The sequence below is a fragment of the Microcoleus sp. S13_C3 genome (genome assembly GCF_036700905.1).
Lineage (GTDB): Bacteria > Cyanobacteriota > Cyanobacteriia > Cyanobacteriales > Microcoleaceae > Microcoleus.
Genome location: NZ_JAUBPT010000002.1, coordinates 57057 through 81841, shown reverse-complemented (window position 1 = coordinate 81841; position 24785 = coordinate 57057). Strand labels below are relative to the sequence as shown.

Sequence of the window (24785 nt, the reverse complement as noted above, 5' to 3'; positions counted from 1 at the left end):
TTATGTCTAAGTACGACTCCCATCTAAAATGTTCGTTTTGTGGCAAGTCTCAAGAGCAAGTACGCAAGTTGATCGCAGGCCCAGGGGTGTATATCTGCGACGAATGCGTTGACTTGTGCAATGAAATTTTAGATGAGGAGTTGTTTGATTCGAGTGCAGTACCCGCAGCGGCGGTGGCCCCGAAGCAGGAAACGACGCAAAAGCGTCGCGCTACTTCGGGCAAAAGTATGTCGCTGAGCCAAATTCCGAAGCCGAGGGAAATTAAAAATTACCTCGACGAAAACGCGATCGGGCAAGATGAGGCGAAAAAGGTGCTCTCGGTGGCAGTTTACAACCACTACAAGCGCCTCAGCTTTATCCATGCCAAAAATAGTGGCAAGCACCCGCCGGAAGAAGTAGAACTGCAAAAATCGAATATTTTGTTAATTGGGCCGACGGGCTGCGGAAAAACTCTGCTGGCTCAGACTTTGGCAGATATGCTAGACGTGCCGTTTGCGGTGGCTGACGCGACGACGCTGACGGAAGCGGGCTATGTCGGGGAAGATGTGGAAAATATTTTGCTGCGGCTGCTGCAAGTGGCAGATATGGACGTGGAAGAGGCGCAGCGCGGAATTATTTATATTGATGAAATTGACAAAATAGCCCGCAAGAGCGAAAATCCTTCGATTACGCGGGATGTGTCTGGGGAAGGTGTGCAGCAGGCGCTGCTGAAAATGCTTGAGGGGACGATCGCCAATGTACCTCCCCAAGGTGGCCGCAAGCATCCCTACCAAGACTGCATCCAAATTGATACTAGCAATATCATGTTTATCTGCGGCGGTGCTTTTGTCGGTCTAGAAAAAGTGATAGAGCAGAGAACGGGCAAAAAGTCAATGGGTTTTATTCAGCCGGGAGAAGCTCAGCCGAAGGAAAAGCGGGCTGCTGATGTACTCAAGCAACTGGAACCGGATGATTTGGTGAAGTTTGGGATGATTCCTGAGTTTATTGGGCGGGTGCCGGTGGCGGCGGTGTTGGAGCCGCTGGATGAGGAAACGCTGATGGCGATTTTGACGGAACCGCGCAATGCTTTGGTTAAGCAGTATCAAAAGCTGCTGAAGATGGATAATGTGCAGTTGGACTTTAAGCCGGAGGCGATTCGGGCGATCGCCCAGGAAGCATACCGCCGCAAAACTGGAGCACGGGCGCTGCGGGGAATTGTCGAAGAATTGATGTTGGATGTGATGTACGAGTTGCCGTCGCGCAAGGATGTTGCCCGGTGTACGATTACTAAGGAAATGGTCGAGAAGCGATCGACGGCTGAGTTGTTGGTACTTCCGTCTTCGCTACCCAAGCCAGAGTCAGCTTAAAAGTAGATATTCACAATCACTAGGTGACTCTAATTCAACCTAAAACTTTTAGGGTATTAAGAAACCTGGAAGGGGGGCCACTCTTAGCAGCCCCCCTACTACAAAAACCGGGTTTCTCGGTTTTTTTTTAGTGATCTATAGCGATTCTCAGGAAAGTAAGCTACTCTTCCTGTTTGGCCAATGCCCAATGCCCAATGCCCAAGAACACCTCATGTTACTGAGAAAGGCTATACTTACCAATCAATAAAATCATCCTCACCTAACTCAGAAGATAACTCGGAAAAATCGGGTTCAGATTCCAATCTAAAAGTTTCCGACTCCCAAATCTCCAAGTCATCCGACAAATCGACTACTTCCCCGTCAAACATATCAGCCAACTTCCTAGTCGAATTCGCGACATTTCGCGCATCATCACGCACCGCTATAGCCTGAGCTTTAGAGTCATTTTGAGAGTCTGTAGAACCGTTTGTGGGCGATCGCGATTCGGAAATGGCCGGCACATTAACGGCGGTATTTTCAGGCGCTGGCGGGTGTTTTTGTTCTTCTCTACCCTTGCCCAAAAAATCATCTGTAATCTCAGAACCCGCCGACTTCTGCACCTGTTGGTCGGCATCATCTGCAGGATGAGAATTCCTGGGATTTTCGCCACCACGTCCGTTAGAAGTAGGCAAATCCTTAGCGCGGGAACTTTTAGTTTCAGCGGGATTTGTCAAGCCCACTTTTACAGTAACTCGACGGTTGAAAATTTGCAAAAAAGCTTCTTCAATATTAGCTACTTTGTCTTTAACCATATTGAGCAACGGCTGCGAACTAATCTTAACATGAGCAGTATCATTGCTAAAAATTACGAGCTGTCCATGTTGGCGAAGCAGCGATTGAGTGCCATGCGGCCGCACGCGGTCAAGTACCTGTTCCCACACTCGATTTAAATCGATTTCATCGGCTGAATTAGTCGGTGAATAATTTGTTTGATTCGTTTCAGCAGTTGGTACAGGTGCAGGAATCGCTGCCGGAGGTGTGCTTTCTGTTCGATTAGCCACAGGCGGCGACTGCGGCGGAGGATTTTGAGGTTTGGCAGCGGGAGGCGGTTCGATATTAGATGTCTGGCTCCCCCCCTTAGCAAGGGGGGGTTGGGGGGGGTGATTTTGTGGTGGTTGAGCAACATTTTTCGCTGGTTCGGCTGTTGCTTGTGCCTGATTTCTAATTGCTGAAGGCAACAATCCCAATAGCGTTACTTCCAGCCACAAACGCGGCTGAGTAGTGTTTTTAATTTGCACTTCGTGGGTTTGCAAATGTTTCTGACCTGCCAAAATCAACTCCGCATCCCAATGGCGGGCAAAATCCCCCAGTTTTTCCCAAGTTGCCGATGTTAAAGCTACTAAATCTGACCGCTTTGGTGCAGCTTTGGCTATTAGCAAATCTCGGTAAAAGCTCGCGAGACTTTGCAGCACAATTAGCGGTTCCCGACCGCGATCCATGAGGTGGCGAGTCATGTCTATTAGTGCTGTAGCGTTATCTTTGTCAATAGCTTGCAGCAAATCCATTAAGTCATTTTCGGGAACTGCGCCGACTAAATCCCAAACTTTTTCGACTGTTACTTGACCGGGAAATAAGCTCACTTGGTCGAGCAAACTTTCGGCATCTCGCAGACCTCCTTGGGCAATTTGAGCAACCATTTGTACTGCATCACTGGCAATATTGATGTTTTCTAATTGGGCAATTTTTTGCAAGTGAGCAATCATTGCTTCGAGAGGGATGCGGCGAAAGTCGAACTTTTGGCAGCGAGAAATAATAGTTGGTAATACTCTTTGTGGGTCGGTTGTGGCGAGGACGAATACAACGCGATCGGGCGGTTCTTCTAGGGTTTTCAATAAGGCATTAAATGCCTGGGTACTGAGCATATGAACTTCGTCGATTACATATACTTTATAGCGGCACTGTACGGGGGAAAATTGAGCTCGTTCGATCAAATCCCGAATGTTATCTACTCCGGTGTTGCTGGCGGCGTCAATTTCGATGACATCTAGTGTCGAACCTCGGGCAATTTCTTGGCAAACGTTGCATTTGCCACAGGGTGTCGGGGTGGGGGCAACCGTAGAAATACAGTTGAGGGATTTGGCGAAAATTCTGGCACTGGAGGTTTTACCGGTGCCTCTGGGGCCGGTGAATAGATATGCTGGTGCTATGCGCTCTTGTAGGATGGCGCTGGTGAGGGTTTGGGCGATCGCCTCTTGACCGACTAATTCGGCAAATGTCTGAGGGCGATATTTGTGGTGCAGGGGTTCGTAGGTCACGATCGAATATTGGTGGTATTAGCTGTAATCTTAGCTAAGGAGACGTTGTTCGATCGCAAAGAGAGCTCGACTCTCACAGCAAGCCGCCCGGTGGGCTGGCACGGCGGGAGTGAGCCAACAGTAGGAGTTAGCACTCTTCAACGTCCGTCCCTCGATCGTCCGGGCGATCGGCTGTTCTCCTGGATGTTTTCTGCTGCTGAGTCCCAGAGTTACTATTAATTTATGTGTATTTCTTTTTATTTTTCTAGAAAGGGAGACCGCCGAACCAACATTTTTTTAGCTGTATTGGTATAATATATTACAGACAATTCACCATTTCTATTGGCCAGTGCCAGCGCGCGATTTCCCGATATTTCGGAAACCGGCTTGCAGTTAAAGATAAAGTATTAATTAGAGGGTGCGTGCTCCAGTTGCAGAAATCCAGTTGTACCAAGATGATGGTGGAATGATGTCAATGTTGGTTGATCCAGTTGCACTACCAGCTCTACTCTGGAGTCCTGTATAAATATAGCGTCAAATTTTACCCTTTAAAAGCCCATGTCAACCCAAATAATCCTTGTAGAACCAAGGTTGGCAGTAGCCTCTCCCAAACCTAAACAGGCTAAACCCGGAGATCCGTCCTCAGACCAACTCTTCATGGGAGCGTCGGGATTACTGTTGTTATTGCTTATCGGTTTAGCGGTGTTTACCAAGCTAAAACTCGACGATTTGAGTAAAAAGCTCAAGTTTGAGGAGTTTAGAAATCGAGAACTCCAGAAAAAATACAAAATGGCTCTGGAAACCATGTCAAAGATGGAAAAGAATCCCGACCTTATCCACTCGCGAGACTTTAATTTAGATTACCTGAGAATGCGAATGGCGGAAGAAGTATTTCACTTTGCCATTGTGAACCAGATTAAGGTAAAAGTCAAAGAGAAAATTAGTATTGCCCTGCGTCCGACTCAGGCTGCGGTGGGAGATAAAAACGGGAATGCCGGCAGCGGCAGGCAAGTAGATTCGATGTTTGATATCGAATACGAAACTGGCGATCCCGCAGTGAAAATAGAAAAACGAGTGCTGTTTCGGATTCAAATTAAGCTGATGAAACTGCCGACTCAGGCAACATCAGCGACAATTAATCAAATTATTGACTGTTTGGAAACTTATCTGAGTCCTTCAGACGACCACGACAGTTGGCAGCCGACTATTCAAGGTCGCATCGTTCATATTGAGTGGGATCAAAAAGCCAAGCCGACGCCGATGTTGGTGCTGGAACAGTCGAATGAAGGGGTGAATGTTACCTTTAGGACTACGAGAACGCCTGCGGGCAGACCTGCAAATGACCTTGACAGCCAGTTGACAGGAACGAAAGGCCAAAAAAACGGCAAAAGTAGTTCTAAAACTCCAGCCAAAGGTACAACAAAAAGTCCTACCAAGGTAGGAGGAAAGCGTCCCGGTTCTCGGAAATAAGTTGAGGTGAATTAATATTATTTTCCCGAAAGAACGCCTGTGGCAGCCGTTGTGGAGGTGTCTTGTGCGAGGTAGCCGTCTTCCATGTGAATAATGCGATCGGCTATGTCTAAAATGCGGTTGTCATGGGTGACAAGCAAAATAGTGCAGTGCTGTTCTTTGGCCAAACCTCGCATAATTTCTACCACATCTCGACCTGATTTACTGTCTAGTGCTGCTGTGGGTTCGTCTGCTAATACTAATTTCGGCTGGCTGACTAATGCGCGGGCGATCGCAACTCTTTGTTTTTGTCCGCCAGAAAGACTGCTTGGGTAATAATCTATTCTGTCTCCCAACCCCACAGCTTCCAGAATTCCTTCTATTTTATCATTAGTTTCTTGGTTAGAAAGATGGTTGTGCAGGTCGAGGGACATTTGCACATTTTGCCTAGCTGTCAAGCATTTAAGCAAATTATGAGCTTGGAAAATATAACCGATGTCGCGACGGACTTTAACTAATTTATTTTTCGCGGTTCCCCGCAATTCTTGGTCGAGAATTTTCAGACTACCTTCTTGGATCGATCGCAAAGCTCCAATCAAGGTTAACAATGTTGTTTTACCAGACCCAGAAGGCCCAGTCATCAGCACGATTTCGCCCGGATAAATTTCGAGGTTGATGTCAAATAATGTCTGTTTGCGAAGTTGACCTTCACCGAAAGAATGGTTGAGATTTTTAATTGAGACAACGGGTAAAGTATTCATAGTTAGCAGTTATTAGTTATTAGTTATTAGTTATTAGTTATTAGTGGTTTTTTATTTCATAATTCCTCCTTCTTCAATCCGTGTATCCGTGTCAGAATCCGTGTCGTGCCTTCCTTCCTTAAAAAATATCTGCCGGGTCAGCCGCCTGCAACTTCCTAACTGCGATCGCCCCCGATAGACAACACATGACAACTGTCATTGCAAAAACAGTCCCAGCTTTCATCAAAGTCATGTACAGTGGCAAACTTGTCGCACTTCTCCCTAAATTGTACAGCACCACAGAAACCCCAAACCCCGGCAAATAACCAAGAATTGCCAAAATCAAAGCCTCTTGAAACACCACACCCAAAAAGTAAATGTCCTTATATCCCATCGCCTTCAGCGTAGCGTATTCTGGTAAATGATCGGTAACATCAGTATAAAGAATTTGGTAAACAATCACTATCCCCACGATAAATCCCATTGCCGCGCCGAGAGTGAAAACAAATCCGATCGCCGTACTTTCTTCCCAATACTTTTTCTCAATATTTACAAACTCTTCTTTAGAAGAAATTCTCACATCATTCGGCAAAGTTGCCCTCATTTTCTCAACAACAGCCTTAACATCTGTTCCCGGCTGCAAGTGAACAATACCTATATCGATTAAACCTCTTGTTCTCCGCGTCGAAAAAATCCGCATAAAGTTCAAATCGCTGGTGACAAGATTTCCGTCGGCACCGAAAGAGGCCCCTATAGTAAATAAACCATCTACCCTAACGCGGCGATTGTCAACTTCAGTTTCAACAACTTTTCCCTGTTGGAAATATTCTGCTACCGGCCCAAACTCCGGCCGAGAAGCTTGGTCAAATAAAACCACATCGGAAATTTTGATTTTGTCCAAATTATTTTGGATTTCAGGCAGATCAAAGATGGGATTAGCGGGGTCAAAACCTATGACCATCAATTGCCGAGTATTTCGCTGGTTGGGGTCGGGGTTTTTCCACAATCCAAAGCCTAAATATACGGGACTAATTGCTGTAACGCCGTCAAAACTCAAAGCTTGATACAAGCGACGCTGGGGAAAACTTTTCATGGCTATTAAAGCCGTAGACTGGGTGCTGGTGATAAAAATATCCCCTTTTAACTGTGAGTGAAAGGTGATGGAGCTTTCAAATAGCGCGTCTCTAAACCCGAACTGCATAAACATTAGCAAGTCGGCGAAGCCAATGCCGGCTAGTGCGACGGCTAAGCGCATTTTTTCGCGGGTTAATTGTGCCCAAGCTAGTGGTATTTTTGCCATACAATGAAGGAAGTTCGGCAACGGATTATGTAACGGATGTAACGGATGTAACGGATGTAACGGATGTAACGGATGTCAGGAAGAAGGAATAAGGAAGGAGGAAGAGGGAATAACTCCTCTGACCAATTACGAATTACCAATTACCAATTATATTATGTCCGGTCGATTACCCCTAATACGGTAGGGGCCCGTGAGCCAACAATACCTGCCAATAATTGACAATCTCAAAAACCCGCCCTTTTAATCGCGGTCACTCGATAGGACATGATATTACCAATTACCAATTACCAATTACCCATTTTAGATGTCTATTTTAACTTCTACTTGCAAGTTTGTTAGGGCTGCAACTTTTTTGCTCGATTCCGGATCGAGGCGAATTCTTACTTCGATAACTCTCGCGTCGGTGTCGGCGGCGGGGTCTGTATTAAGGACATCTTTTTTGCCGATTTGTTTGCCGATGCGAGCGACTGTTCCTTCCAAAGCGCCTGCAAATACGGGGCTGGTGACTGTTGCGCGCTGGCCGTTTCGCACTTTGGCGATGTCGGTTTCGTAAACTTCTGCTACGGCGTACATTTGGTCGGTGCCGCCTAGTTCTACGATGCCGTCTTGAGTGTTGACACCTTCTCCTTGTCGGCTGTGAACTTTCAGGATGTAGCCGGATACCGGTGCTTTGACGTAACTTAAGTTTAAGTCTACTTGAGCTTTTTGTTTGGTGGCGATCGCACTTTCTACGGCTGCTTGGGCGGCTTGCACGTCTTCGGGACGTACTTCGGCAATTTGGTCTAGATTTGCTTTGGATTGATTGATTTGTTCTTCGCCGGTTTCTGCTTTTTGTTTGAGCATTGCTTCGGCTTGATTGATTTGTTCTCGTCCTGTTTCTATCTTTTGATTTAAGGTGGCTCTGGCTTGGTTAATTTCCTGCCTACCTGTTTCTAACTTGCGTCGGAGATTGGCTCTGGATTGATTGATTTCCTGCTGGCCTGTTTCTACTGTTTGTTTGATTGTTGCTTTAGTTTCGACTATTTCCTCACGCAAAGTTTGCACTGTTTTTTCTAATACAGCTTGAGCTTCTTTGACTCTCTGGCGAGCAGTTTCTACTGCTAAGCGCTTGGTGTCGTAGGCGGAAGCAGAAATTGCGCCTGTTTCAGAAAGTTCTTTATTGCGTTGTTCCTCGGCTTCGGCGTTGGTTAATTCGGCTTTTAGCCGATCGACTGTAGCATTTTGAGAGGCAATTTCGCCGCGCAATTGAGCTTCTAACCTAGCCAATTTGGATTGCTGCACCTCTGTTTCTCTTTCTAGTTGTGCCTCAAATTTAGCAAGATTAGCTTGTTCGGCTTCGGTTTCTCTTTGCAGTTGTGCTTCAAACTTGGCGACGTTAGCTTGTTCAGCTTCGGTTTCTCTTCGCAGTTGAGCTTCTAAGCGGGCGACATTCGCTGCTTCGCCTTCGGTTTCTCTTTGACGTTGAACTTGAAACTTGGCAACTTCTGCTTTCCCGGCGCCGACAACGCCTGTTTTTGCGCCTGCTTGAATTTTCGCTAATTCTGCTTGTTTGACTTTGACTTCTTTGTCGGCTTGTTGGAGGATTGCTTGGAGTCGATCGCGCGTATCGAGAACTGCTATGATTTGTCCTTGACTGACTCGATCGCCCTCTTCCACCTGCAAAAGTTCAATTCTTGCTCCCTCCGACGCCGAAGGGGCCGACAATTTGATAACTTCCCCCTGCGGAGTCAACCTACCCAAAGCGGTAACGCTGTTGCGGGTGGCGACGGAAGTTGCAGCCGCCGTTGCAGCCGCCGCCTTTAACTCTTCGGCTTTTCTAATTTGAGATACTTGCCAAAAACCAACTCCTGTGGTAATGAGAGTTGCACCGATCGCTAAACCGATAATTCCTCGCCCTGGGGGTTTTAAAAATGATTTATCCTTGAGCCGTGATTCCTTTACCATTACTTATAAAGTAGGTGATTTCCTGATTAAGTTTTTTTCACCTACTGTGAAGTATTGTAAACCAATTTCAGCTATTTAGGGATATCAAAAAGCACCTCGGTCATGTAATGTTCAGCCCAATCTTGACCGAAAGCTTTTTCGAGTACGCGGCGGGTTTTGTCGTTTTGCTGCTGCTGGGTGCAGTAGTAAATTTGAGCGTCTAGAATTTCCGATGCTTCGGCGGCATTGACAGGTTCGGAAGCGACTGCCTGTTTGCAGTGAATTTCCACGTAGGATTCAACAATATCCAAAAACCGACTGTTTTCTTCGATCGACTCTGGCCGCACAAACAGACAAAATTCTGAGAAAATATCCCCCCATTCGGGAATTGGGCGGGGACAAGAAAATTGCTTAATCGGCAAAATTCCCAGTTGGGTTCGGTAGGTTTCCGACAAAGTTCGATCTCGGTTGAGGGGAGAAAGGTCTGCGATCGCGGCGCTAACTTGGCCTTTGCCTGCTACGATATCCGTACCGAACATCGGCAAAGCATAATTCGGTCTGGGAAACATCACGCAGTGCAGAATGTCAAGTACCGGCCCGACTTTAGCGAGTTCGAGGTGGATTTTGCGGAACTGGGGCGTTTGATAGCAGCGGTTTTCAATGATCAGTTTTTCTCCTTCCAAGCGGCCTTCTACGTATCCCAACTCAGCGGGCAGGTGGTAGGGTTCGAGGTCGAGATAGCGGTGCCATACTGCTTCCATCCGGTCTGCTAAATCGCGGATGAGATGGTGCTGTTGCTCGCGTAGAGAAGGCTGGGATGTTTCTAACATTCTTATTTATCGTGCGATAGCTTAATTAAACTTGATTCTACTGTTGCAGGATGCAGGAAAAAAGGTAGATACTTTAACAATATCAGTAGATTGACTTAAGATTGACTTACGATCGAGCAAGTTTTAGAGGAGATTTTGTATGTTTGGTCTGGGATTGCCCGAAATGGGCATTATTGCGGTAGTCGCTATTTTAATTTTCGGCCCCAAGAAGATTCCTGAGTTAGGAAATGCCTTGGGGAAAACCTTGCGTAGTTTTAAGGATGGCATCAGTCAATCTGATGATGATGCTGTTGATAAGGAGAAGGATAAAGAAGAAGAGGGCCAGCCGAAAGTGTAAATTAGGTTTGTAGTGAGGATTTTAGTCCTCATTTTTAAGGGCTCAAGCCCTCACTACGAACCTATTCGGGAAATTTGCCTTCTCTAACTTCAAGGGAATAATCTTTCACAGCTTGGGTAATTGTTTCTCGCAAATTGGCGTAAGCTTTTGCAAAAGGCGGCTGTTTTTCGGAAAGTCCCAACAAATCGGAAGTAACTAAAACTTGGCCGTCGCAGTGCGGCCCCGCACCGATGCCAATTGTCGGAATAGTTAATTTTTGGGTAATTTGAGCGGCTAAGTCTGCGGGAATGTGTTCTAAGACGATCGCAAAGGCACCGGCTTCTTGAAGGGCGATCGACTCTGCTATGATGCGATCGGCTGCTTCGGCTGTTTTTCCTTGTTTTTTGTAGCCGAGTTGGTGTACCGACTGCGGAGTTAAACCGACGTGTCCCATCACCGGAATTCCGGCGGATGTTAGCTGCGAAACTGTGGCGGCCATTGCTGGATATCCACCTTCCAATTTTACAGCTTGAGCGCCTGTTTCTTTCAAAACTCTCCCGGCCGAGTGCATGGCTTGCTGGGGACTTTCTTGGTAAGTCAAAAACGGCAAATCGACCACAATTAATCCTTGTTTAACACCACGGCGCACTGCTTTAGCGTGGTGCAGCATTTCATCGAGGGTTAGCGGCAGGGTTGTGTCGTAGCCTAAGACTGTCATGGCGAAGGAATCGCCGACTAGGATGATATCTACGCCTGCTTGATCGATGAGTTGGGCGATCGCATAATCATAAGCTGTCAGGGCAACAATTGACCGCCCTTGTTGTTTCCACTGAATTAATTGATGAGTAGTGACTGACATTTTAGTGCAAAAATATAATATTATCTGTCTTCTACAAAAACATCCTCAAAGTCTCTATAACCACTCAACACCCTTTCAATTTGGATACCATTTTTAATAACGCGGTAAAAAATTACATATTTATCTACAGGGAAACTGCGTAGAGACGGTGCTAATTCCTCACGACTGCGCCCCATTTCTGGAAAATCTGCTAATAAACGAAATTTTTCCTGAAAAACATTAAGAAAATGGTTGGCTGCATTGGCGCTAAACTGCAACAGATAGTTCGTGAGTTCCCTTAAATCTTGCTTGGCAGGGGCACTCAAAGTGTATCGACTCATTTTTCACCCTCATCGGCTTGCTGAATCTCCTCACGCAGTTCTCTTAACACTTCTTCACCATCAAAAACCTCTCCGCGATCGGAAGCTTCAATTCCAATCATTATTTCCTTGCGGAGTTCCTCTAAACGCACCAAGCGTTCCATTTCTCGTTGTTCTAGCAATCGTAACGCAGCCCATACCACTTCAGAAGCTGATGAGTATCTACCGTTGTTGACTGTTGACTGAACAAACTGCTCTAGTTCGGGAGTTAAGGATATGTTCATTACGTTGAGTCACCTATTTGAGTCAACTACTATTTCCCATAATAACAAAAAACTATCAAATTTTGCGATCGGGATTTTAAACAAGGAATCAGAGACAAGTAAGCTCTAATGTAGGTAAATCAAGCATTTAACGTTAATCATCGAGATTTTACACGCGAATATAGCTTTGCATCCCCTCCGCCGGCAAAACAATCAACCGCTGATTTTTCAAGTCTGGTTCTAAACCCAAATCTTCGAGGGGAATTAAGCCGAGTAAAGGTTCTTCTCCTGCGGGAATTTCTACACAATCATACCTGCCTTCTCGTCCAGCTACGGCAAGAGTGACATCTTTGAACAGACGAAATTTTCTGGTTCCTATTGCCGTATGTCCGTCGATTTCACCTAGCATTGGCAAACCCAACTGACTGATAATATCTGCTGGTAAGCAGAGTCGAGTTGCGCCTGTATCGACTAAGACGTTATCGATGGTGATAGAGCGTATTTGCTCTGCGGGGATGAACCCTCTTTCTCCCAGAATTTCATCGATGTGATTGGTGACGGTTATTGTTGCGGTGACTCGACCCATTTTTTGATCCTTTTGTTTTCCTAGAGAATGTTTTCGTTGCTTTTTGACTAAATGATCTACAATCGAGGTTGCCTATTTTATATTTTAACAATATTTGTCACTAAAAGCGCTGTTGTTATTTATTGTTGAAATTGGATTGACAAATATGGCAACTTAATAGCAAAAATGCTCTCTAATTATTGAATTACGAAGCTTCTGCCATTCTTGTTTAGAAACATCTGCACGAGTTTTGTCACCCGATGGATCGCGGATATCCCAAATTGTATCTGCAATCCGATCGAGCGATCGCCCATGAGAACGATAATCGAAGTCCCAGAAAGCATCACCGACGCAATCTCCTTGTGTAGTAATCATTTCTCGATCGACTGTATTACGAATAGCATTCCATTCGCGGATGTAGGCAGAAGAATCGTCAGAACGCAATTTGCGACCTCCCAATTGAGGATTCACTCTATAAAAAAACCAATCCGTCAGCCTATCCACAGCTTGAGTTCGTGATTCATAATCGCGCGCTGTAGCACTGTCTAGATTGGAACCACCGAGTACAAGGGCTATAGCTAACGCACACACCCCTAAAAACTTCGATCTTGACGTAATTGAAAGTGATTTAATTAGCACGATTAAACCCCATAAAAATCATCAATATCCCCGATATAGCTGGTGATAAATCTTTTGTTGCCATCCATCTATGGAACAAGAAATACCTCCCGTTTTCGGTGCTAGAGTAGATAAACACCAATAATTTCTCCCATCAAACACAACGCCTTTTGTAATATATTGTAACTCAGAGAGAGGTTGCCACGGTCGCTCGATATTAGACTCGTCATAATATCGATATTGTTTTCCCTTAACCTCTAAACCCTGATCCGTACCTCCCAACCAATAACGACCTTCTTGAATTATGTTTGATGACGATTTTTGTTGAGGGCTATCTGTCTTTTTCTCAATCCACCAATTCCTCACAAAACGTTTTGTATTTTCAGAACCTCTTGTCGTAGCGACTATAACTAGCAGTTCTCCTTGTTGATTGATAAACTCAAAACGACAAGGCCCCTCTCCTGTACCAGAACAATCCTTAATCTCTTTATATCCTAAATCAAATAGCTCTTTAACCGAACGATCTCGGAGGTTAGGTTGACCCTGTAAGCTTGGCTGCCACCGTTGTTGAATCAGGATTTGGCGCGCCTCTTTGTATGGCATACCTTGTTGAAGAGGTATTTTTTTTGGGGCATTTACAGAAAATTCAAGGCTGACTTGAACTTTTTTATTTAAAGCCTCCATAGTTGAATTTTCGGGTGGATTATTCAGGTAATTTTTTTTACTTTTTGTATCGATGTTTGCACTATTTATGCTGAGAAGTTGTTGCTGTGTGGCAGCATCCGCCAAACTTGTATATCCAATGGCGATTAGTCCCATCAATGGTGCAATAATTCTGGTAGTAATAAGAGTGCGATCGCCTATCCAAATTTTCATACTCATCGGTTTAAAACCTTTCTTTTTACAGAGTTGTGTAGAGATGACCTCTACTCTAGGAGTTATCTTGGATCAATGCTGCGTGCGACGTAAGGCGATCGAGTCTCACAGTCCACAATTGGAAATATACATTTCGCGTCGAATTGCTGACCATTCACTAATGCCGATTCGATCGTTTTTGGGAATTTGCTGTCCGGTTCGTTGAGGATGGCGGCTGTAAAAAATTGTATCTGCAAGTAAATCGTAGGTTTGCTCGTAGGTTTCGCCGTTAATTGTCGTGAATTCCCATCCTGTCTCTTCTGGGGCTGGCCTAAAACAGACTTCTTGTACGGACTTGACTCGCGGATCGATCGCTTCGCGCAATCTCCGCCATTGATTGCTATATTCGCGATCGCCCGCTTGGAGTTTGCGATTGTTTAACTGAGGATTAACCCTGTAGAATAAGAAATCGGTCAATCGATCGACGGCTTGTTCTCGCGATTCGGCTTTGGCTAGATTGGGGCTGCTGAGCACAAGGGCGATCGCCAGAGCACCAACCATTGAAAATCTTGAGACAGACTTCATTGATAACAACTCGATTAGCATAGTGATTTGGTGTTAATTCCTACCGCCATCCCAACCACCTGAGCACGGGCACAACTAAATAATGACTGACTCCCAAACAAAGCCCGATCGCACTTCCCAACAAACCAAAAAACACAATCGAGCCCCAAACTTGCAGCCAGCCGAAGGTAACGTTAGACAGTGACAAAATCCCAAAGAAACTCCCCGGAAAAATGTTCCAAGCATTCAGCAAGAGAAACATTCCCGTAGAGAAAACAGCCACAACCAAAGCATGAACTAATTGATGGCTCCGCAAACCCATTCCCACAGTCAAAGAGGCGATCGCAAAAGATCCCAAAATAACCCCCTGCACACCACTAGAAGCTGTTGCTTCCATCCAGCACAAACCCGCCAACAAATAGCCCTGAGCTCCCATCAATCCAGACAGCCAATACTGTTTTTGCTGGCGAAAACTCCCCGCATCCGTCAAACCGATCGCAGTTCCGAACCCCGCAAATCCAAACAGCAGCACTTCTGGCCCGACAGCGAAAGTCATGTTAGGAATTAATTGCTGCAAACCTTCATTTAGAAAATTGGCAATTTCCGGGCCAATAGGCGAAGCATAACCCAAAACCAAACCGCCGATCGCCCCCGCACTTCCACCAACGGCACCCAGCACCATTTCCCAGCCTGTATCCAGAGAAGCTACCACGATTTGGGCGATCGCGCCGAACAGCAAAACCGTCAAACTTGCCGTTTTTTGCGCCCCTGCCACCACTACTTGCCGGCAGAATTCTACAATAGCTTGACCCATTGGGGCGATGGCGATTTTGCCCTTACTCCTAGCATAAATCTCCTGCAAACGCGCCCGAACATCACCAGCCGTCGCCGGACGTTCCCGCACGTTCGATCGCACCATATCGTCCAACAAATTCGCCAAAGCCGGACTCACAGATACAATGTGGCGCCACCGCAACTCTCCCGTCATCGGATCTTCAATTTCCGCCGGATACTTCCCTGTCAGCAAGTGAATGCAAGTCCGCCCCAGCGCATAAAAATCCGTCGCCGGCACCACACCGCCTCCCACAATTTGTTCCGGCGGACTGTATCCGGGCGAAATCAACCGCGTCGAACTCCGAGAATCTTTCCCCACGGATTCGACACCGCCCATCTGTTTAACTCCCCCAAAGTCGATCGTCACCAATTGCAGTCCGCCCAAACCCTTGCTAAGCAGGACTTGGGGCGATTCCGGGTCTCGCAGCATCAAATTTGAGGGTTTAATGTCGCGGTGAATAATCTGACACCTGTGCAACTCCTCTAAAATTTCCACAGCTTGACTCAGCCAACTAAACACCCATTCCTGCGGACATCCTTGAGGGTGTTCGTCGAGAACCTCTTCTAAAGTTTTGCCGTGAATCTTTTCCATTACCAAACAAGGCAGTCGCTTCGCCGCAGGATTTCCCTCCCCGCCTGCAAAATTTTGCGTTTGGACGTAAAAATAACCGTCAGGCTCGACTCTAGGGACGCCTGGGTGTCGCAAAAGTGCCAAAACCCAAGCTTCTTGCTCGAACAGTTTCAGCGCTTTGGCGGAAGTTTCGAGTAACACTTTCAGGACGCGCTCGGTTTCAGTTTCTGTGTCCCAAACTGTGAAAATCGCTGCAAAACCCCCGGAACCGAGGCTTTGTAGAGGCACGTAGCGATTTTTTAGCCGCAGGGGAGCCCCGCAACTATGACAAAAATTGTTGCCCCAAGTCTGAGGGTAGGGCCTTGGGCAATCTGGATTGATGCAGTGAACGGCTTTTGAAGGGGGGTGAGGCACAACCAGAGTAAAAATGGGACTAAATATCCATACTAGACTTACGCGCAGTTAAGGCAGAAACCAGGTTTTCAGCGAGGTTAAATTGCTGTAACGACGGATTTGGTTTGAGACACGAGCTTGCTCTTGCTGCACAAGCCCTGTCCATATTATGTGGTATGCTGTCGATTTTTGAGTTGGCGGTCTCCGATTCACGGGATTTTAGATTTTCGATTTTAGATTGTGGATTTTGCCAGAGTTGGCGCGATCGGGCTTTACAACCTCAGAAACCGGGTTTCTTGGTATATTTCTCGTTTAGCACCAATTTTTCGTAGAAACCCGGTTTCTCGCCCACCCACGGGATTTTGGATTTTGGATTTTCGATTTTCGATTGTGCCAGAGTTGGCGCGATCGGGCTTTACAACCTCAGAAACCCGGTTTCTTGCTATATTTCTCGTTAATATACCCAAATTTTTCCCATCAACCCGGTTTCTTGGCCCCCCACGGGATTTTCAATTAAATAATTGCATACTCGATTGCAGTTGAGCTCGATCTCCTACCCTAAAATTAAGTATTTATAACTAACTTTTCCTCCCCCCAACCTAAAATTTACAATCTCAAATTTAATCGATCTCCACCATAAAATTAAGTATTTATGACTAATCTTTCCTGTTTCCTCAATCTAAAATCCCAAATCTAAAATCCAAAATCTCTTCGATCCCCAGCCTTTCCTCCTGCATCCTTCGTCGCTTGAATTTTATAAGATATGTTACAAATATTTTCGGAATGTAAAGCAAAATAAACAATACTTATGATGATTAAAAGAATATTAAAATTGGAGAGTGACACTTTGTTGATATATTTTTAACAGCCTGCGATCGGGCAAAAAAATTAAGCGAATACTAGGAAGCGAGATATGGCTTACGCGCAAACCCAAACTCAATCAAAGGCTGGGTATAAAGCCGGAGTTCAAGACTATAAACTAACGTATTACACGCCGGACTACACGCCGAAAGATACAGATATTTTGGCTGCCTTCCGCGTCACACCGCAGCCGGGAGTTCCCCCAGAAGAAGCAGGCGCTGCTGTGGCTGCTGAATCTTCTACAGGTACATGGACAACTGTTTGGACTGACCTCCTGACCGACCTCGACCGCTACAAAGGTCGCTGCTACGACATCGAACCAGTTCCAGGTGAAGACAACCAATACATCTGCTTCATTGCTTATCCTTTGGATTTGTTTGAAGAAGGTTCCGTCACCAACTTGCTGACCTCTTTGGTGGGTAACGTGTTCGGTTTCAAAGCTCTGCGCGCTCTGCGTTTGGAAGACTTGCGGATTCCCATCGCTTACCTGAAAACCTTCCAAGGCCCTCCTCACGGTATTACCGTTGAGCGGGACAAATTGAACAAGTACGGTCGTCCTTTGCTGGGCTGTACAATTAAACCAAAATTGGGTCTGTCTGCTAAGAACTACGGTCGTGCCGTTTACGAAGTTCTGCGCGGCGGTTTGGACTTCACCAAAGACGACGAAAACATCAACTCGCAACCGTTCATGCGTTGGCGCGATCGTTTCTTGTTCGTTCAAGAAGCTATTGAAAAAGCCCAAGCAGAAACCGGCGAAGTCAAGGGCCACTACCTCAACGTAACTGCCCCTACCTGCGAAGAAATGATGGAGCGGGCTGAGTTCGCTAAGGAAATCAAAACCCCCATCATCATGCACGACTACCTGACCGGTGGTTTCACTGCTAACACCACCTTGGCCAAATGGTGCCGCCGCAACGGTATCTTGCTGCACATTCACCGCGCTATGCACGCCGTGATTGACCGTCAGAAAAACCACGGTATCCACTTCCGCGTGCTTGCCAAGTGCTTGCGGATGTCCGGTGGCGACCACCTGCACTCCGGTACAGTTGTGGGCAAACTCGAAGGCGAAAAAGGCATCACGATGGGCTTCGTAGACTTGATGCGCGAAGACCACATCGAAGAAGACCGCAGCCGCGGTATTTACTTCACCCAAGATTGGGCCTCCATGCCCGGTGTCATGCCGGTTGCTTCTGGTGGTATCCACATCTGGCACATGCCGGCTTTGGTGGAAATCTTCGGCGACGACTCCTGCTTGCAGTTCGGCGGCGGCACCTTGGGCCACCCTTGGGGTAACGCACCTGGTGCAACTGCTAACCGCGTTGCTTTGGAAGCTTGCGTCCAAGCTCGTAACGAAGGCCGCAACTTGATGCGCGAAGGCGGCGACGTAATTCGCGAAGCTTGCAAATGGTCTCCTGAACTGGCTGTTGCTTGCGAACTCTGGAAAGAAATCAAGTTTGAGTTCGAGGCAATGGATACCCTTTAAGGATTTTTGGTTTGAGATTTTAGGTTTTAGGTCGCAAACTTGCTGGGAAGTCTTTATCTTTGAAGAAGATTTACAAGTAAGTTTGCATCCAAAATCTAAAATCCAAAATCTAAAATTTGAGGGAGCTGGGGTCAAAAATGGATCTCAAACAAGTTGCGAAAGACACCGCTAAGGTGCTGGCAAGTTACCTAACCTATCAATCCGTGCGGATGGTGGTCGCTCAGTTGAGCGAAACCAATCCTCCTCTGGCAATCTGGTTGAATGAGTTTTCCACTAAGGGCAAAATCCAAGATGGAGAAGCTTATATTCAAGAGTTGCTTTTGGAAAATCAAGATTTAGGCTTTCGGATCATGACTGTGCGAGAGTATCTGGCTCACGATGTGACAGAATATTTGCCAGAAATGGTTTGTACTGGCATTCAACAGGCGAATATGGAACACAGACGCCAGCATTTAGAGCGAACTACGCAACTTAATTGGTCTGTTCCTAGCAGTAATCCTGAAACATCAATAGATTCTGAACCGAATCTGGATAATTTGTCGAGTTAATCGATCGACAAGTGCGATCGAACACACACCTTAGAGATACAAAAAATGAAGACTTTACCTAAAGAGCGTCGTTACGAAACTCTGTCCTATTTGCCCCCGCTGACAGACGCCCAAATTGCCAAGCAACTCCAGTACATCCTGGATCAAGGCTACATTCCCGGCGTAGAATTCAACGAAACCTCTGCCGCTGAAATGCGCTACTGGACTTTGTGGAAGTTGCCTTTGTTTGGTGCTCGCAGCGTCCAAGAAATCATGGCTGAAGTTCAAGCTTGCCGTCAAGAAAATCCTAGCTGCTACATCCGCGTCATGGGTTTTGACAACGTGAAGCAATGCCAAGTGCTGAGCTTCATCGTCCACAAGCCTAACACCAGAGGCTACTAAAAAGTATTGGCTGGCTAATCTAACTTTTAGGTTAACAGTCATTGCAGATTGGAGGCGGGGAATGCTCCCTGCCTCTTTTTTTAGAGTTTGCAAATAGCTTTTAAAACTTGCAGCAACAAAATTGAAGGTTCGGCTTCCATCAAAGTCAAAAATGGCATTAGCTGATAGGTTGGGGGATTGCCTCTGCGGATATGGACGAACTGATAAAACTCTCCGCTAGTTGCCAGCCCCCAAACAGACTCTTGATATTCTAAACTTTTATAGGCGTAAGTTAGGAGTTGGGGCAAACCTGCGCGGGGAGCAATTAGACTATTTTTAGATTCTACTACTAAAATCCAAAATGGTATATCAGCGGCAATTTGTTTCTCTTTATTGATTGCTAAAATGTCTAATCTGCCTGTAATCGTTGTGTCTTCATCTTCTATAGTTATGTTAGCAATGTCTTGTTCTAGACTCATCTTGATTGGGCGGCGGTAGAAGCCAGCCAATCGCATTAAGGGAAACGTAGTTAAAGCCTGTACCAGTCCTTCAGAGACTCTTTCCACTGAGAGGTATTCGCGAAAATCGTTGCGGATTTGGGCGAGTTCTAACTGTTCTATCTCTGTTAAGGATTCTAAGGATAAAAAATTTGTGTACGTGTCATTATTAAGCTGCTCTTGGAATTTCAAAAATTGACTTACTTCACCGAGAGTGATATTTTTGGCGTTAATAGTTGTTGTCATATTTTGATAGGGATTTAAGTTTTAGTTATAATTTTAACATAGAGATTGTGAGAGTCCACTTGCACCACTCTTAGGAACAGGCAAGATGCCTGTTCCACAACATATTAAGTTTCTTGTGGGGTATGCCGGAGAGCCGGCCCATATTATTAGGAACAGGCAAGATGCGGAACAGGCTTTTCGGCCTGTGCCACGACATATTAATTTTTTTGTTGGGCGGGCATCTTGCCCGCCCATGAAAGTGACAAATGGGATAACTGCGAACCTAATCTATCCTTTCCATCACAATTCCATCAACTATTTCATAACCCCAATTAGAGTTGCGATTTGCTAACTGCTGGGCCATGTCATATTCGCCTAAATTGCAGAGTTCAACTAACATTTGATATCCTTCATCTCTTTCTCGCTGCAACCTTTCCCGTCGCAGATTTTTCCGAGTTTCCTCAGAAGGATTTGGTCGCTCTTCTCCCAGCGGATTAATCTCGCTAACTCGTTTCATATCAGCCTCATTAAAAAGGTATTGATTCGACTATTTCACCGTCAACTATTTCGTACCCCCATTCTGGGTTAGCAGCGATTTGTTTTTCTACTATACTTCGACCCAGAGGAGTTTGGTAAGCTTTTTGCAAAGAGGAAATACTGGGGATTTCGGCGACTGTTGGCAGCTCTTTTTGTTCGTTTTTTGGCGGTTCAGCAATTGTTTCAGATGTGGATTGATTTAAGGCCGATTGAGGCGCGATCGCCCCTAACTTCCGCATTACACTATCCTTGGTGATTTGCGGTTTTTCGTTGAAGGAAGACGGCAGATATGGTGTGTCAACGCCCTGCTGTTTTGCTTTGAGTGCATCATCAGCAATACGATCGCACTTTCGCAGAAAACCCTCCCACAAATCTTTGCCCAAAACCGGGTTTCTCAAGTCAGCACGGGCTTTAGAGACTGCTGCTTCCAGCGGTTCGCCTTTGTGGACGTAATACTGAATTCGCTCTTCTTCAAAAGCAGGATAAGGCACTTCCGGCTCGATTTCCCAATCCCGCTGGACTTTCTGACTTTCTCCTAAAGGGATTCCGGCGATAAATTCATCCCAAAAAGTTGAGGTTAAGCCTTTTGTCATGCTGTCAATAATTTTAAATGCCCATCCAGAAGGATTGCCGAATCCTAAATTACGCTCTTGAGCATATGCTTCTAAAGATCGCTGAAACTTGTGCAATTCTTCCTGGGAGTTCCAAGGGCCGCTAAATCGGTAATTCGGGGTGACAGCAACGGCTATTTGCTGGCGGGGTTGCCCAAAATATTTGTCGGTTTTACCTACATGATTTGGGCGTGATGTTTCGGGGATTATTTCTACAGGGCGATTGTTGCTTTCGCGGGTTGTCTGTGGTATAATTGCGACAGGATTGGATGTCCAAAAGTTATTGAGTTTTTCCTCGAAAGCGTCAATGTCAGCCCAGAGTTCTAGGGTGTCGGTGTTGGGATTTGTTAATTTTTCTTTCAGGAGCGATCGCACTTTGAGCTGCTGTCTCGCTAATTCCTGTTCTTCCTGATTTAAACCAGTGGCTTTTTCTATTTCTGTGCTGTTAGTTTTAACCCATTCGCCGGAGTTGGACTTTTGTGATTGCCATTGCAATAATTGGCAAAGAAAAATACTGGCTGTGACTCCGCCGGTGATTTTGGCTAGTTTGGGATAGTAGATGGCGGGGTTTCCTAGATTTCCTAAAAATATTCCTATTTTCATTTTTTATATTCCTAATTCCCTTGAATAGTAGGGTGATTTTCGGCGCACCTTACCTTGAATCCTAGGGTGCGCCCATAACCACCTTACCTGGACTAAACTAACATTTAGAAACTTAAGATTTTCTTTAAGCTTATGTCTATTCCTGACTGAATGGAGTTTCTAGAGGAAAGACGGGGATCGCATATTCGATCGCCTGATTGACAGGACTCAGTTAAGCGTAATAATAAATTATTTACTGTACAGATCCTCCCAAAATGAATCCAGAACGCCAAGAGGCTTATTTGAACTTAATCGAGCGAGTGCTTACCTGTCCCAACGGCCAAGAACCAGAGGTTTTGAGTTCCTGTTCCGATTTAATTGATGCGGGATTTGTGCAAATGCTAATCCAGATATCGGCTTCAATGGCCCGCGAAGGTGACGAAGAGACTGCTAATTTTTTAGTACAACTTGCTCGTTTGCTGGGGAAATCTTTGGGTTTGTCGCCGGATTTGATGCTGGCTGGGTACAGTAGTGCACAGGGGTAGAGAAAAAGTGCGTTAGCGAAGCCCTCGAAGAGGATCGCCTCGTTGTATCATGTTTCGATAAATTGGGGCGATTCCCTACCCTTGGCGATAGCTTCGCTTCACGTACTTTTTAAAGGCATCGATGGCTTTACAGTTTATATTCTAGAGGTTCGCAAAAATCATCCACCCCAGTTTTAAATACATAAATAATCACCGACGTTACCAAAATATCAGGGCAAATTTTGGCAGCAACTAAATCTCTAAATGCTGCATTCAATTGTCCGTTTGTCAACTCTGCTTTAACCTCTGATTTGCAGATAGCCACGCGGCATCTTTTGGCCAATCCGTCTAACCAATTTTCCGAGATATTCGGTTCTTGTCCGGCTTGAATTGCTAGAGATATCGCTGCATCTTCGATGTTACCTTCGCAATCCTCGATGGCGTCTAGGGCTTTTAGGGCTTCGGGATATTCGGCTAATTGCGAGCGAAATTGGGCAATTTGTTGTGAGGTAATAATCACCATATTATTTTCCTGGGTTCTCTGTTGGCGGGATAAGTTTAGCAATTAAAGTTGCTATTATAGCATTTTTTTTGAGGTTGGGATTGATTGTTTGAATTTTATCACTGGTGCAATAGTTCAATGTGGTTGAAACCCCCGTCTCATAGCGGAGTCCGACGAGGGTTGAAACCCCCGTCTCATAGCTGAAGTCCTCTTGCATAGGACTGATGAGAAGGATTTAAAGGCTAATTAATCATCTTCAAAATGTTAGATTGCGATGTTGCGAAGTCCGACGAGGGTTGAAACCCCCGTCTCATAGCTGAAGTCCTCTTGCATAGGACTGATGAGAAGGATTTCAATGGTAATTAACAATGTTCAAAATGTCACCCTTAATTAACATTGTGTACATCTTCAGTCCTCTTTCAGAGGACTTTCGCTATGAGACAGGGGTTTCAACCCCTGGCGGACTATGGGACTAACGACAAATCACGATGATCGCCTTTTCAACCTCTGGCGGACGATCGGACTGGCGACGAATCCCCACAATTATTGCTACAATAACAAAAAACCAACCGCCTCACCATCTCACCAATGTTAAATAAAATCTGGCGATTCCTCAAACAATTAATTCAGCGGCTATTGGGTACGACTCCCCCGAAGATTCAACCGACACCTCCTCAACCGCGGCCAACTTTGACTGATGCGGAATACGAGGCGAAGTTGATGGAACTTCTCGAAGGGGTGAATGAGGGCTGGGGAAGAGGCGATGTTGTGGGATTCTTACTCGCAAAACAAATTAAAAATGGTGAATTGGCGGCTTGGTTGCGGAGGTTTGGGGCTCGACTGTTGGAGGGCGCGCAGGGGAGTACAGCGTCTACGGATGCGGTGGTATCGCTTCAGAAATTGGCGCGCAGGTTGGAGTTGTTGAGTCGAGTTGCGATCGGGAAATTGGGAGAGGTGGCGGGGAATGTTGGTAGGGAGATTTTGGTTGTGTTTCCGCTAGTTTCGGATCGAGAGGCTGAGGAATGGAAAAAGCGAGGAGATGAGCAATTTATGAAAGGTGATTTTGAAGATGCGATCGCCTCCTACGACAAAGCCTTAAAATTAAAACCAGATTATCACGAAGCCTGGTACATTCGGGGCGTTGCACTGGTTAATTTAGGCAGGATTGAAGAAGCGATCGCCTCCTTCGACAAAGCCTTAAAATTAAAACCAGATTATCACGAAGCCTGGTACATTCGGGGCAATGCACTGGTTGATTTAGGTAGGATTGAAGATGCGATCGCCTCCTACGACAAAGCCTTAGAATTCAAACCAGATGATCACGAAGCCTGGTACATTCGGGGCGTTGCACTGGATATTTTAGGCAGATTTGAAGAAGCGATCGCCTCCTACGACAAAGCCTTAAAATTAAAACCAGATGATCACGAAGCCTGGTTCGATCGGGGCGTTGCACTGGATAATTTAGGCAGATTTGAAGAAGCGATCGCCTCCTACGACAAAGCCTTAAAATTAAAACCAGATGATCACGAAGCCTGGAACATTCGGGGCGTTGCACTGGATGATTTAGGCAGGATTGAAGAAGCGATCGCCTCCTGCGACAAAGCCTTAAAATTAAAACCAGATGATCACGAAGCCTGGAACATTCGGGGCATTGCACTGTATAATTTAGGCAGGCTAGAAGATGCGATCGCCTCCTACGACAAAGCCTTAGAATTAAGACCAGATTATCACGAAGCCTGGAACATTCGGGGCATTGCACTGTATAATTTAGGCAGGCTAGAAGATGCGATCGCCTCCTACGACAAAGCCTTAGAAATCAAACCAGATTATCACGAAGCCTGGAACATTCGGGGCGTTGCACTGGTTGATTTAGGCAGGCTTGAAGATGCGATCGCCTCCTGGGACAAAGCCTTAAAATTAAAACCAGATTATCACACAGCCTGGTGCATTCGGGGCGTTGCACTGGTTGATTTAGGCAGGATTGAAGAAGCGATCGCCTCCTACGACAAAGCCTTAGAATTAAAACCAGATTATCACGAAGCCTGGTACAATCGGGG

26 protein-coding genes are annotated in these 24785 nt (G+C 45.9%); 9 read left to right on the top strand and 17 right to left on the bottom strand.

Annotated features, from left to right (window positions below; all coding sequences use genetic code 11):
• Positions 1-2 precede the first annotated feature (2 nt).
• Positions 3-1346 carry an ATP-dependent protease ATP-binding subunit ClpX gene (gene clpX / locus QUA16_RS01015; RefSeq protein ID WP_333103398.1) on the top strand — a complete coding sequence of 448 codons (1344 nt, stop codon included), beginning with the start codon at positions 3-5 and terminating at the stop codon, positions 1344-1346.
• Between the two features lie 233 nt (positions 1347-1579).
• Here the strand turns inward: clpX and QUA16_RS01010 are convergent, their stop codons facing one another.
• A complete protein-coding gene (locus tag QUA16_RS01010; protein ID WP_333103397.1) occupies positions 1580-3640 on the bottom strand; it encodes a DNA polymerase III subunit gamma/tau in 2061 nt (686 codons plus the stop codon).
• On the opposite strand from QUA16_RS01010, the gene QUA16_RS01005 reads away from it, so the two are divergent.
• Together QUA16_RS01005 and QUA16_RS01000 are read left to right on the top strand one after the other, a co-directional pair.
• Positions 3617-3859 carry a hypothetical protein gene (locus tag QUA16_RS01005; protein WP_333103396.1) on the top strand — a complete coding sequence of 81 codons (243 nt, stop codon included), beginning with the start codon at positions 3617-3619 and terminating at the stop codon, positions 3857-3859. The two genes, QUA16_RS01010 and QUA16_RS01005, sit on opposite strands and share 24 nt — an antisense overlap.
• 318 nt (positions 3860-4177) lie before the next feature.
• Positions 4178-5089 carry a hypothetical protein gene (locus QUA16_RS01000; RefSeq protein WP_333103395.1) on the top strand — a complete coding sequence of 304 codons (912 nt, stop codon included), beginning with the start codon at positions 4178-4180 and terminating at the stop codon, positions 5087-5089.
• A 17-nt stretch (positions 5090-5106) separates the two neighbouring features.
• Here the strand turns inward: QUA16_RS01000 and QUA16_RS00995 are convergent, their stop codons facing one another.
• The 4 genes from QUA16_RS00995 to QUA16_RS00980 form a co-directional block, all read right to left on the bottom strand.
• Positions 5107-5829, bottom strand: coding sequence for a DevA family ABC transporter ATP-binding protein (locus tag QUA16_RS00995; RefSeq protein ID WP_333103394.1), 723 nt, complete (start codon positions 5827-5829; stop codon positions 5107-5109).
• A gap of 118 nt (positions 5830-5947) precedes the next feature.
• Positions 5948-7108: an ABC transporter permease DevC gene (gene devC / locus QUA16_RS00990; protein ID WP_333103393.1), complete on the bottom strand. Its 1161-nt coding sequence runs from the start codon at positions 7106-7108 to the stop codon at positions 5948-5950.
• 300 nt (positions 7109-7408) lie between these two features.
• Positions 7409-9052 (bottom strand): HlyD family efflux transporter periplasmic adaptor subunit, encoded by a 1644-nt coding sequence (locus tag QUA16_RS00985; RefSeq protein ID WP_333103392.1) that lies wholly within the window; start codon positions 9050-9052, stop codon positions 7409-7411.
• A gap of 71 nt (positions 9053-9123) precedes the next feature.
• Positions 9124-9861 carry a phycocyanobilin:ferredoxin oxidoreductase gene (locus tag QUA16_RS00980; RefSeq protein ID WP_333103391.1) on the bottom strand — a complete coding sequence of 246 codons (738 nt, stop codon included), beginning with the start codon at positions 9859-9861 and terminating at the stop codon, positions 9124-9126.
• Between the two features lie 139 nt (positions 9862-10000).
• Between QUA16_RS00980 and tatA the strand changes: the two genes are divergently transcribed.
• Positions 10001-10198, top strand: a complete 198-nt coding sequence (gene tatA, locus QUA16_RS00975; protein ID WP_333103390.1) for a twin-arginine translocase TatA/TatE family subunit — start codon at positions 10001-10003, stop codon at positions 10196-10198.
• A gap of 61 nt (positions 10199-10259) precedes the next feature.
• Here tatA and panB read toward each other — a convergent pair whose 3' ends face one another.
• From panB to QUA16_RS00935, 8 genes are all read right to left on the bottom strand, one after another.
• The gene (panB, locus tag QUA16_RS00970; protein WP_333103389.1) at positions 10260-11036 is read right to left on the bottom strand and encodes a 3-methyl-2-oxobutanoate hydroxymethyltransferase; all 777 of its coding nucleotides are present in this window, start codon (positions 11034-11036) and stop codon (positions 10260-10262) included.
• A gap of 20 nt (positions 11037-11056) precedes the next feature.
• Positions 11057-11356: a type II toxin-antitoxin system RelE/ParE family toxin gene (locus tag QUA16_RS00965; protein WP_333054748.1), complete on the bottom strand. Its 300-nt coding sequence runs from the start codon at positions 11354-11356 to the stop codon at positions 11057-11059.
• A complete protein-coding gene (locus QUA16_RS00960; protein ID WP_333054747.1) occupies positions 11353-11619 on the bottom strand; it encodes a type II toxin-antitoxin system ParD family antitoxin in 267 nt (88 codons plus the stop codon). The genes QUA16_RS00965 and QUA16_RS00960 overlap by 4 nt, the downstream gene beginning before the upstream one ends.
• Before the next feature lie 148 nt (positions 11620-11767).
• Entirely contained in the window at positions 11768-12184 is a 417-nt protein-coding gene (locus tag QUA16_RS00955) for an aspartyl protease family protein (RefSeq protein WP_333103388.1), read from the bottom strand.
• A gap of 153 nt (positions 12185-12337) precedes the next feature.
• Positions 12338-12802, bottom strand: a complete 465-nt coding sequence (locus QUA16_RS00950) for a hypothetical protein (RefSeq protein ID WP_333103386.1) — start codon at positions 12800-12802, stop codon at positions 12338-12340.
• A 21-nt stretch (positions 12803-12823) separates the two neighbouring features.
• Positions 12824-13663: a hypothetical protein gene (locus tag QUA16_RS00945; protein ID WP_333180970.1), complete on the bottom strand. Its 840-nt coding sequence runs from the start codon at positions 13661-13663 to the stop codon at positions 12824-12826.
• Between the two features lie 99 nt (positions 13664-13762).
• The gene (locus QUA16_RS00940) at positions 13763-14221 is read right to left on the bottom strand and encodes a hypothetical protein (protein WP_333103384.1); all 459 of its coding nucleotides are present in this window, start codon (positions 14219-14221) and stop codon (positions 13763-13765) included.
• Positions 14222-14261: 40 nt separating this feature from the next.
• Positions 14262-16019 (bottom strand): serine/threonine-protein kinase, encoded by a 1758-nt coding sequence (locus QUA16_RS00935; RefSeq protein WP_333103383.1) that lies wholly within the window; start codon positions 16017-16019, stop codon positions 14262-14264.
• Positions 16020-16911: 892 nt separating this feature from the next.
• Here QUA16_RS00935 and QUA16_RS00930 point away from each other — a divergent pair.
• The 3 genes from QUA16_RS00930 to QUA16_RS00920 all read left to right on the top strand — a co-directional run bounded on the left by QUA16_RS00930 (position 16912) and on the right by QUA16_RS00920 (position 19271).
• Positions 16912-18342: a form I ribulose bisphosphate carboxylase large subunit gene (locus tag QUA16_RS00930; RefSeq protein ID WP_333045238.1), complete on the top strand. Its 1431-nt coding sequence runs from the start codon at positions 16912-16914 to the stop codon at positions 18340-18342.
• Between the two features lie 137 nt (positions 18343-18479).
• A complete protein-coding gene (gene rcbX, locus QUA16_RS00925; RefSeq protein WP_333103382.1) occupies positions 18480-18890 on the top strand; it encodes a RuBisCO chaperone RbcX in 411 nt (136 codons plus the stop codon).
• Between the two features lie 45 nt (positions 18891-18935).
• Entirely contained in the window at positions 18936-19271 is a 336-nt protein-coding gene (locus tag QUA16_RS00920) for a ribulose bisphosphate carboxylase small subunit (RefSeq protein ID WP_190745620.1), read from the top strand.
• Between the two features lie 80 nt (positions 19272-19351).
• On the opposite strand, the gene QUA16_RS00915 is transcribed toward QUA16_RS00920, so the two are convergent.
• The 3 genes from QUA16_RS00915 to QUA16_RS00905 form a co-directional block, all read right to left on the bottom strand.
• On the bottom strand, positions 19352-19993 hold the full coding sequence (locus QUA16_RS00915; RefSeq protein WP_333103381.1) for a restriction endonuclease subunit R: 642 nt from the start codon (positions 19991-19993) through the stop codon (positions 19352-19354).
• A gap of 262 nt (positions 19994-20255) precedes the next feature.
• Positions 20256-20489: a hypothetical protein gene (locus QUA16_RS00910; RefSeq protein WP_333103380.1), complete on the bottom strand. Its 234-nt coding sequence runs from the start codon at positions 20487-20489 to the stop codon at positions 20256-20258.
• A gap of 10 nt (positions 20490-20499) precedes the next feature.
• A complete protein-coding gene (locus tag QUA16_RS00905; RefSeq protein ID WP_333103378.1) occupies positions 20500-21723 on the bottom strand; it encodes a hypothetical protein in 1224 nt (407 codons plus the stop codon).
• 254 nt (positions 21724-21977) lie between these two features.
• Here QUA16_RS00905 and QUA16_RS00900 point away from each other — a divergent pair, with 254 nt between their 5' ends.
• On the top strand, positions 21978-22247 hold the full coding sequence (locus QUA16_RS00900) for a hypothetical protein (protein ID WP_333103376.1): 270 nt from the start codon (positions 21978-21980) through the stop codon (positions 22245-22247).
• Positions 22248-22374: 127 nt separating this feature from the next.
• Here QUA16_RS00900 and QUA16_RS00895 read toward each other — a convergent pair whose 3' ends face one another.
• Entirely contained in the window at positions 22375-22749 is a 375-nt protein-coding gene (locus tag QUA16_RS00895; RefSeq protein ID WP_333103375.1) for a hypothetical protein, read from the bottom strand.
• A 567-nt stretch (positions 22750-23316) separates the two neighbouring features.
• On the opposite strand from QUA16_RS00895, the gene QUA16_RS00890 reads away from it, so the two are divergent.
• Positions 23317-24785 (top strand): tetratricopeptide repeat protein (locus tag QUA16_RS00890; protein WP_333180969.1); only part of this gene is annotated, 1469 nt, incomplete at its 3' end.

What these genes read in the sequence shown, in the direction of transcription:
- clpX (WP_333103398.1), top strand. Translation starts at nt 3, where the DNA reads ATGTCTAAGTACGACTCCCATCTAAAATGTTCGTTTTGTGGCAAGTCT.
- QUA16_RS00920 (WP_190745620.1), top strand. Translation starts at nt 18,936, where the DNA reads ATGAAGACTTTACCTAAAGAGCGTCGTTACGAAACTCTGTCCTATTTG.
- QUA16_RS00945 (WP_333180970.1), bottom strand. Translation starts at nt 13,663, where the DNA reads ATGAGTATGAAAATTTGGATAGGCGATCGCACTCTTATTACTACCAGA.
- QUA16_RS00940 (WP_333103384.1), bottom strand. Translation starts at nt 14,221, where the DNA reads ATGAAGTCTGTCTCAAGATTTTCAATGGTTGGTGCTCTGGCGATCGCC.
- QUA16_RS00910 (WP_333103380.1), bottom strand. Translation starts at nt 20,489, where the DNA reads ATGAAACGAGTTAGCGAGATTAATCCGCTGGGAGAAGAGCGACCAAAT.
- tatA (WP_333103390.1), top strand. Translation starts at nt 10,001, where the DNA reads ATGTTTGGTCTGGGATTGCCCGAAATGGGCATTATTGCGGTAGTCGCT.
- QUA16_RS00960 (WP_333054747.1), bottom strand. Translation starts at nt 11,619, where the DNA reads ATGAACATATCCTTAACTCCCGAACTAGAGCAGTTTGTTCAGTCAACA.
- QUA16_RS00955 (WP_333103388.1), bottom strand. Translation starts at nt 12,184, where the DNA reads ATGGGTCGAGTCACCGCAACAATAACCGTCACCAATCACATCGATGAA.
- QUA16_RS00985 (WP_333103392.1), bottom strand. Translation starts at nt 9,052, where the DNA reads ATGGTAAAGGAATCACGGCTCAAGGATAAATCATTTTTAAAACCCCCA.
- QUA16_RS00895 (WP_333103375.1), bottom strand. Translation starts at nt 22,749, where the DNA reads ATGGTGATTATTACCTCACAACAAATTGCCCAATTTCGCTCGCAATTA.
- QUA16_RS00965 (WP_333054748.1), bottom strand. Translation starts at nt 11,356, where the DNA reads ATGAGTCGATACACTTTGAGTGCCCCTGCCAAGCAAGATTTAAGGGAA.
- rcbX (WP_333103382.1), top strand. Translation starts at nt 18,480, where the DNA reads ATGGATCTCAAACAAGTTGCGAAAGACACCGCTAAGGTGCTGGCAAGT.
- QUA16_RS00995 (WP_333103394.1), bottom strand. Translation starts at nt 5,829, where the DNA reads ATGAATACTTTACCCGTTGTCTCAATTAAAAATCTCAACCATTCTTTC.
- devC (WP_333103393.1), bottom strand. Translation starts at nt 7,108, where the DNA reads ATGGCAAAAATACCACTAGCTTGGGCACAATTAACCCGCGAAAAAATG.
- QUA16_RS00915 (WP_333103381.1), bottom strand. Translation starts at nt 19,993, where the DNA reads ATGACAACAACTATTAACGCCAAAAATATCACTCTCGGTGAAGTAAGT.
- QUA16_RS01000 (WP_333103395.1), top strand. Translation starts at nt 4,178, where the DNA reads ATGTCAACCCAAATAATCCTTGTAGAACCAAGGTTGGCAGTAGCCTCT.
- QUA16_RS00980 (WP_333103391.1), bottom strand. Translation starts at nt 9,861, where the DNA reads ATGTTAGAAACATCCCAGCCTTCTCTACGCGAGCAACAGCACCATCTC.
- QUA16_RS00930 (WP_333045238.1), top strand. Translation starts at nt 16,912, where the DNA reads ATGGCTTACGCGCAAACCCAAACTCAATCAAAGGCTGGGTATAAAGCC.
- QUA16_RS00905 (WP_333103378.1), bottom strand. Translation starts at nt 21,723, where the DNA reads ATGAAAATAGGAATATTTTTAGGAAATCTAGGAAACCCCGCCATCTAC.
- QUA16_RS00900 (WP_333103376.1), top strand. Translation starts at nt 21,978, where the DNA reads ATGAATCCAGAACGCCAAGAGGCTTATTTGAACTTAATCGAGCGAGTG.
- panB (WP_333103389.1), bottom strand. Translation starts at nt 11,036, where the DNA reads ATGTCAGTCACTACTCATCAATTAATTCAGTGGAAACAACAAGGGCGG.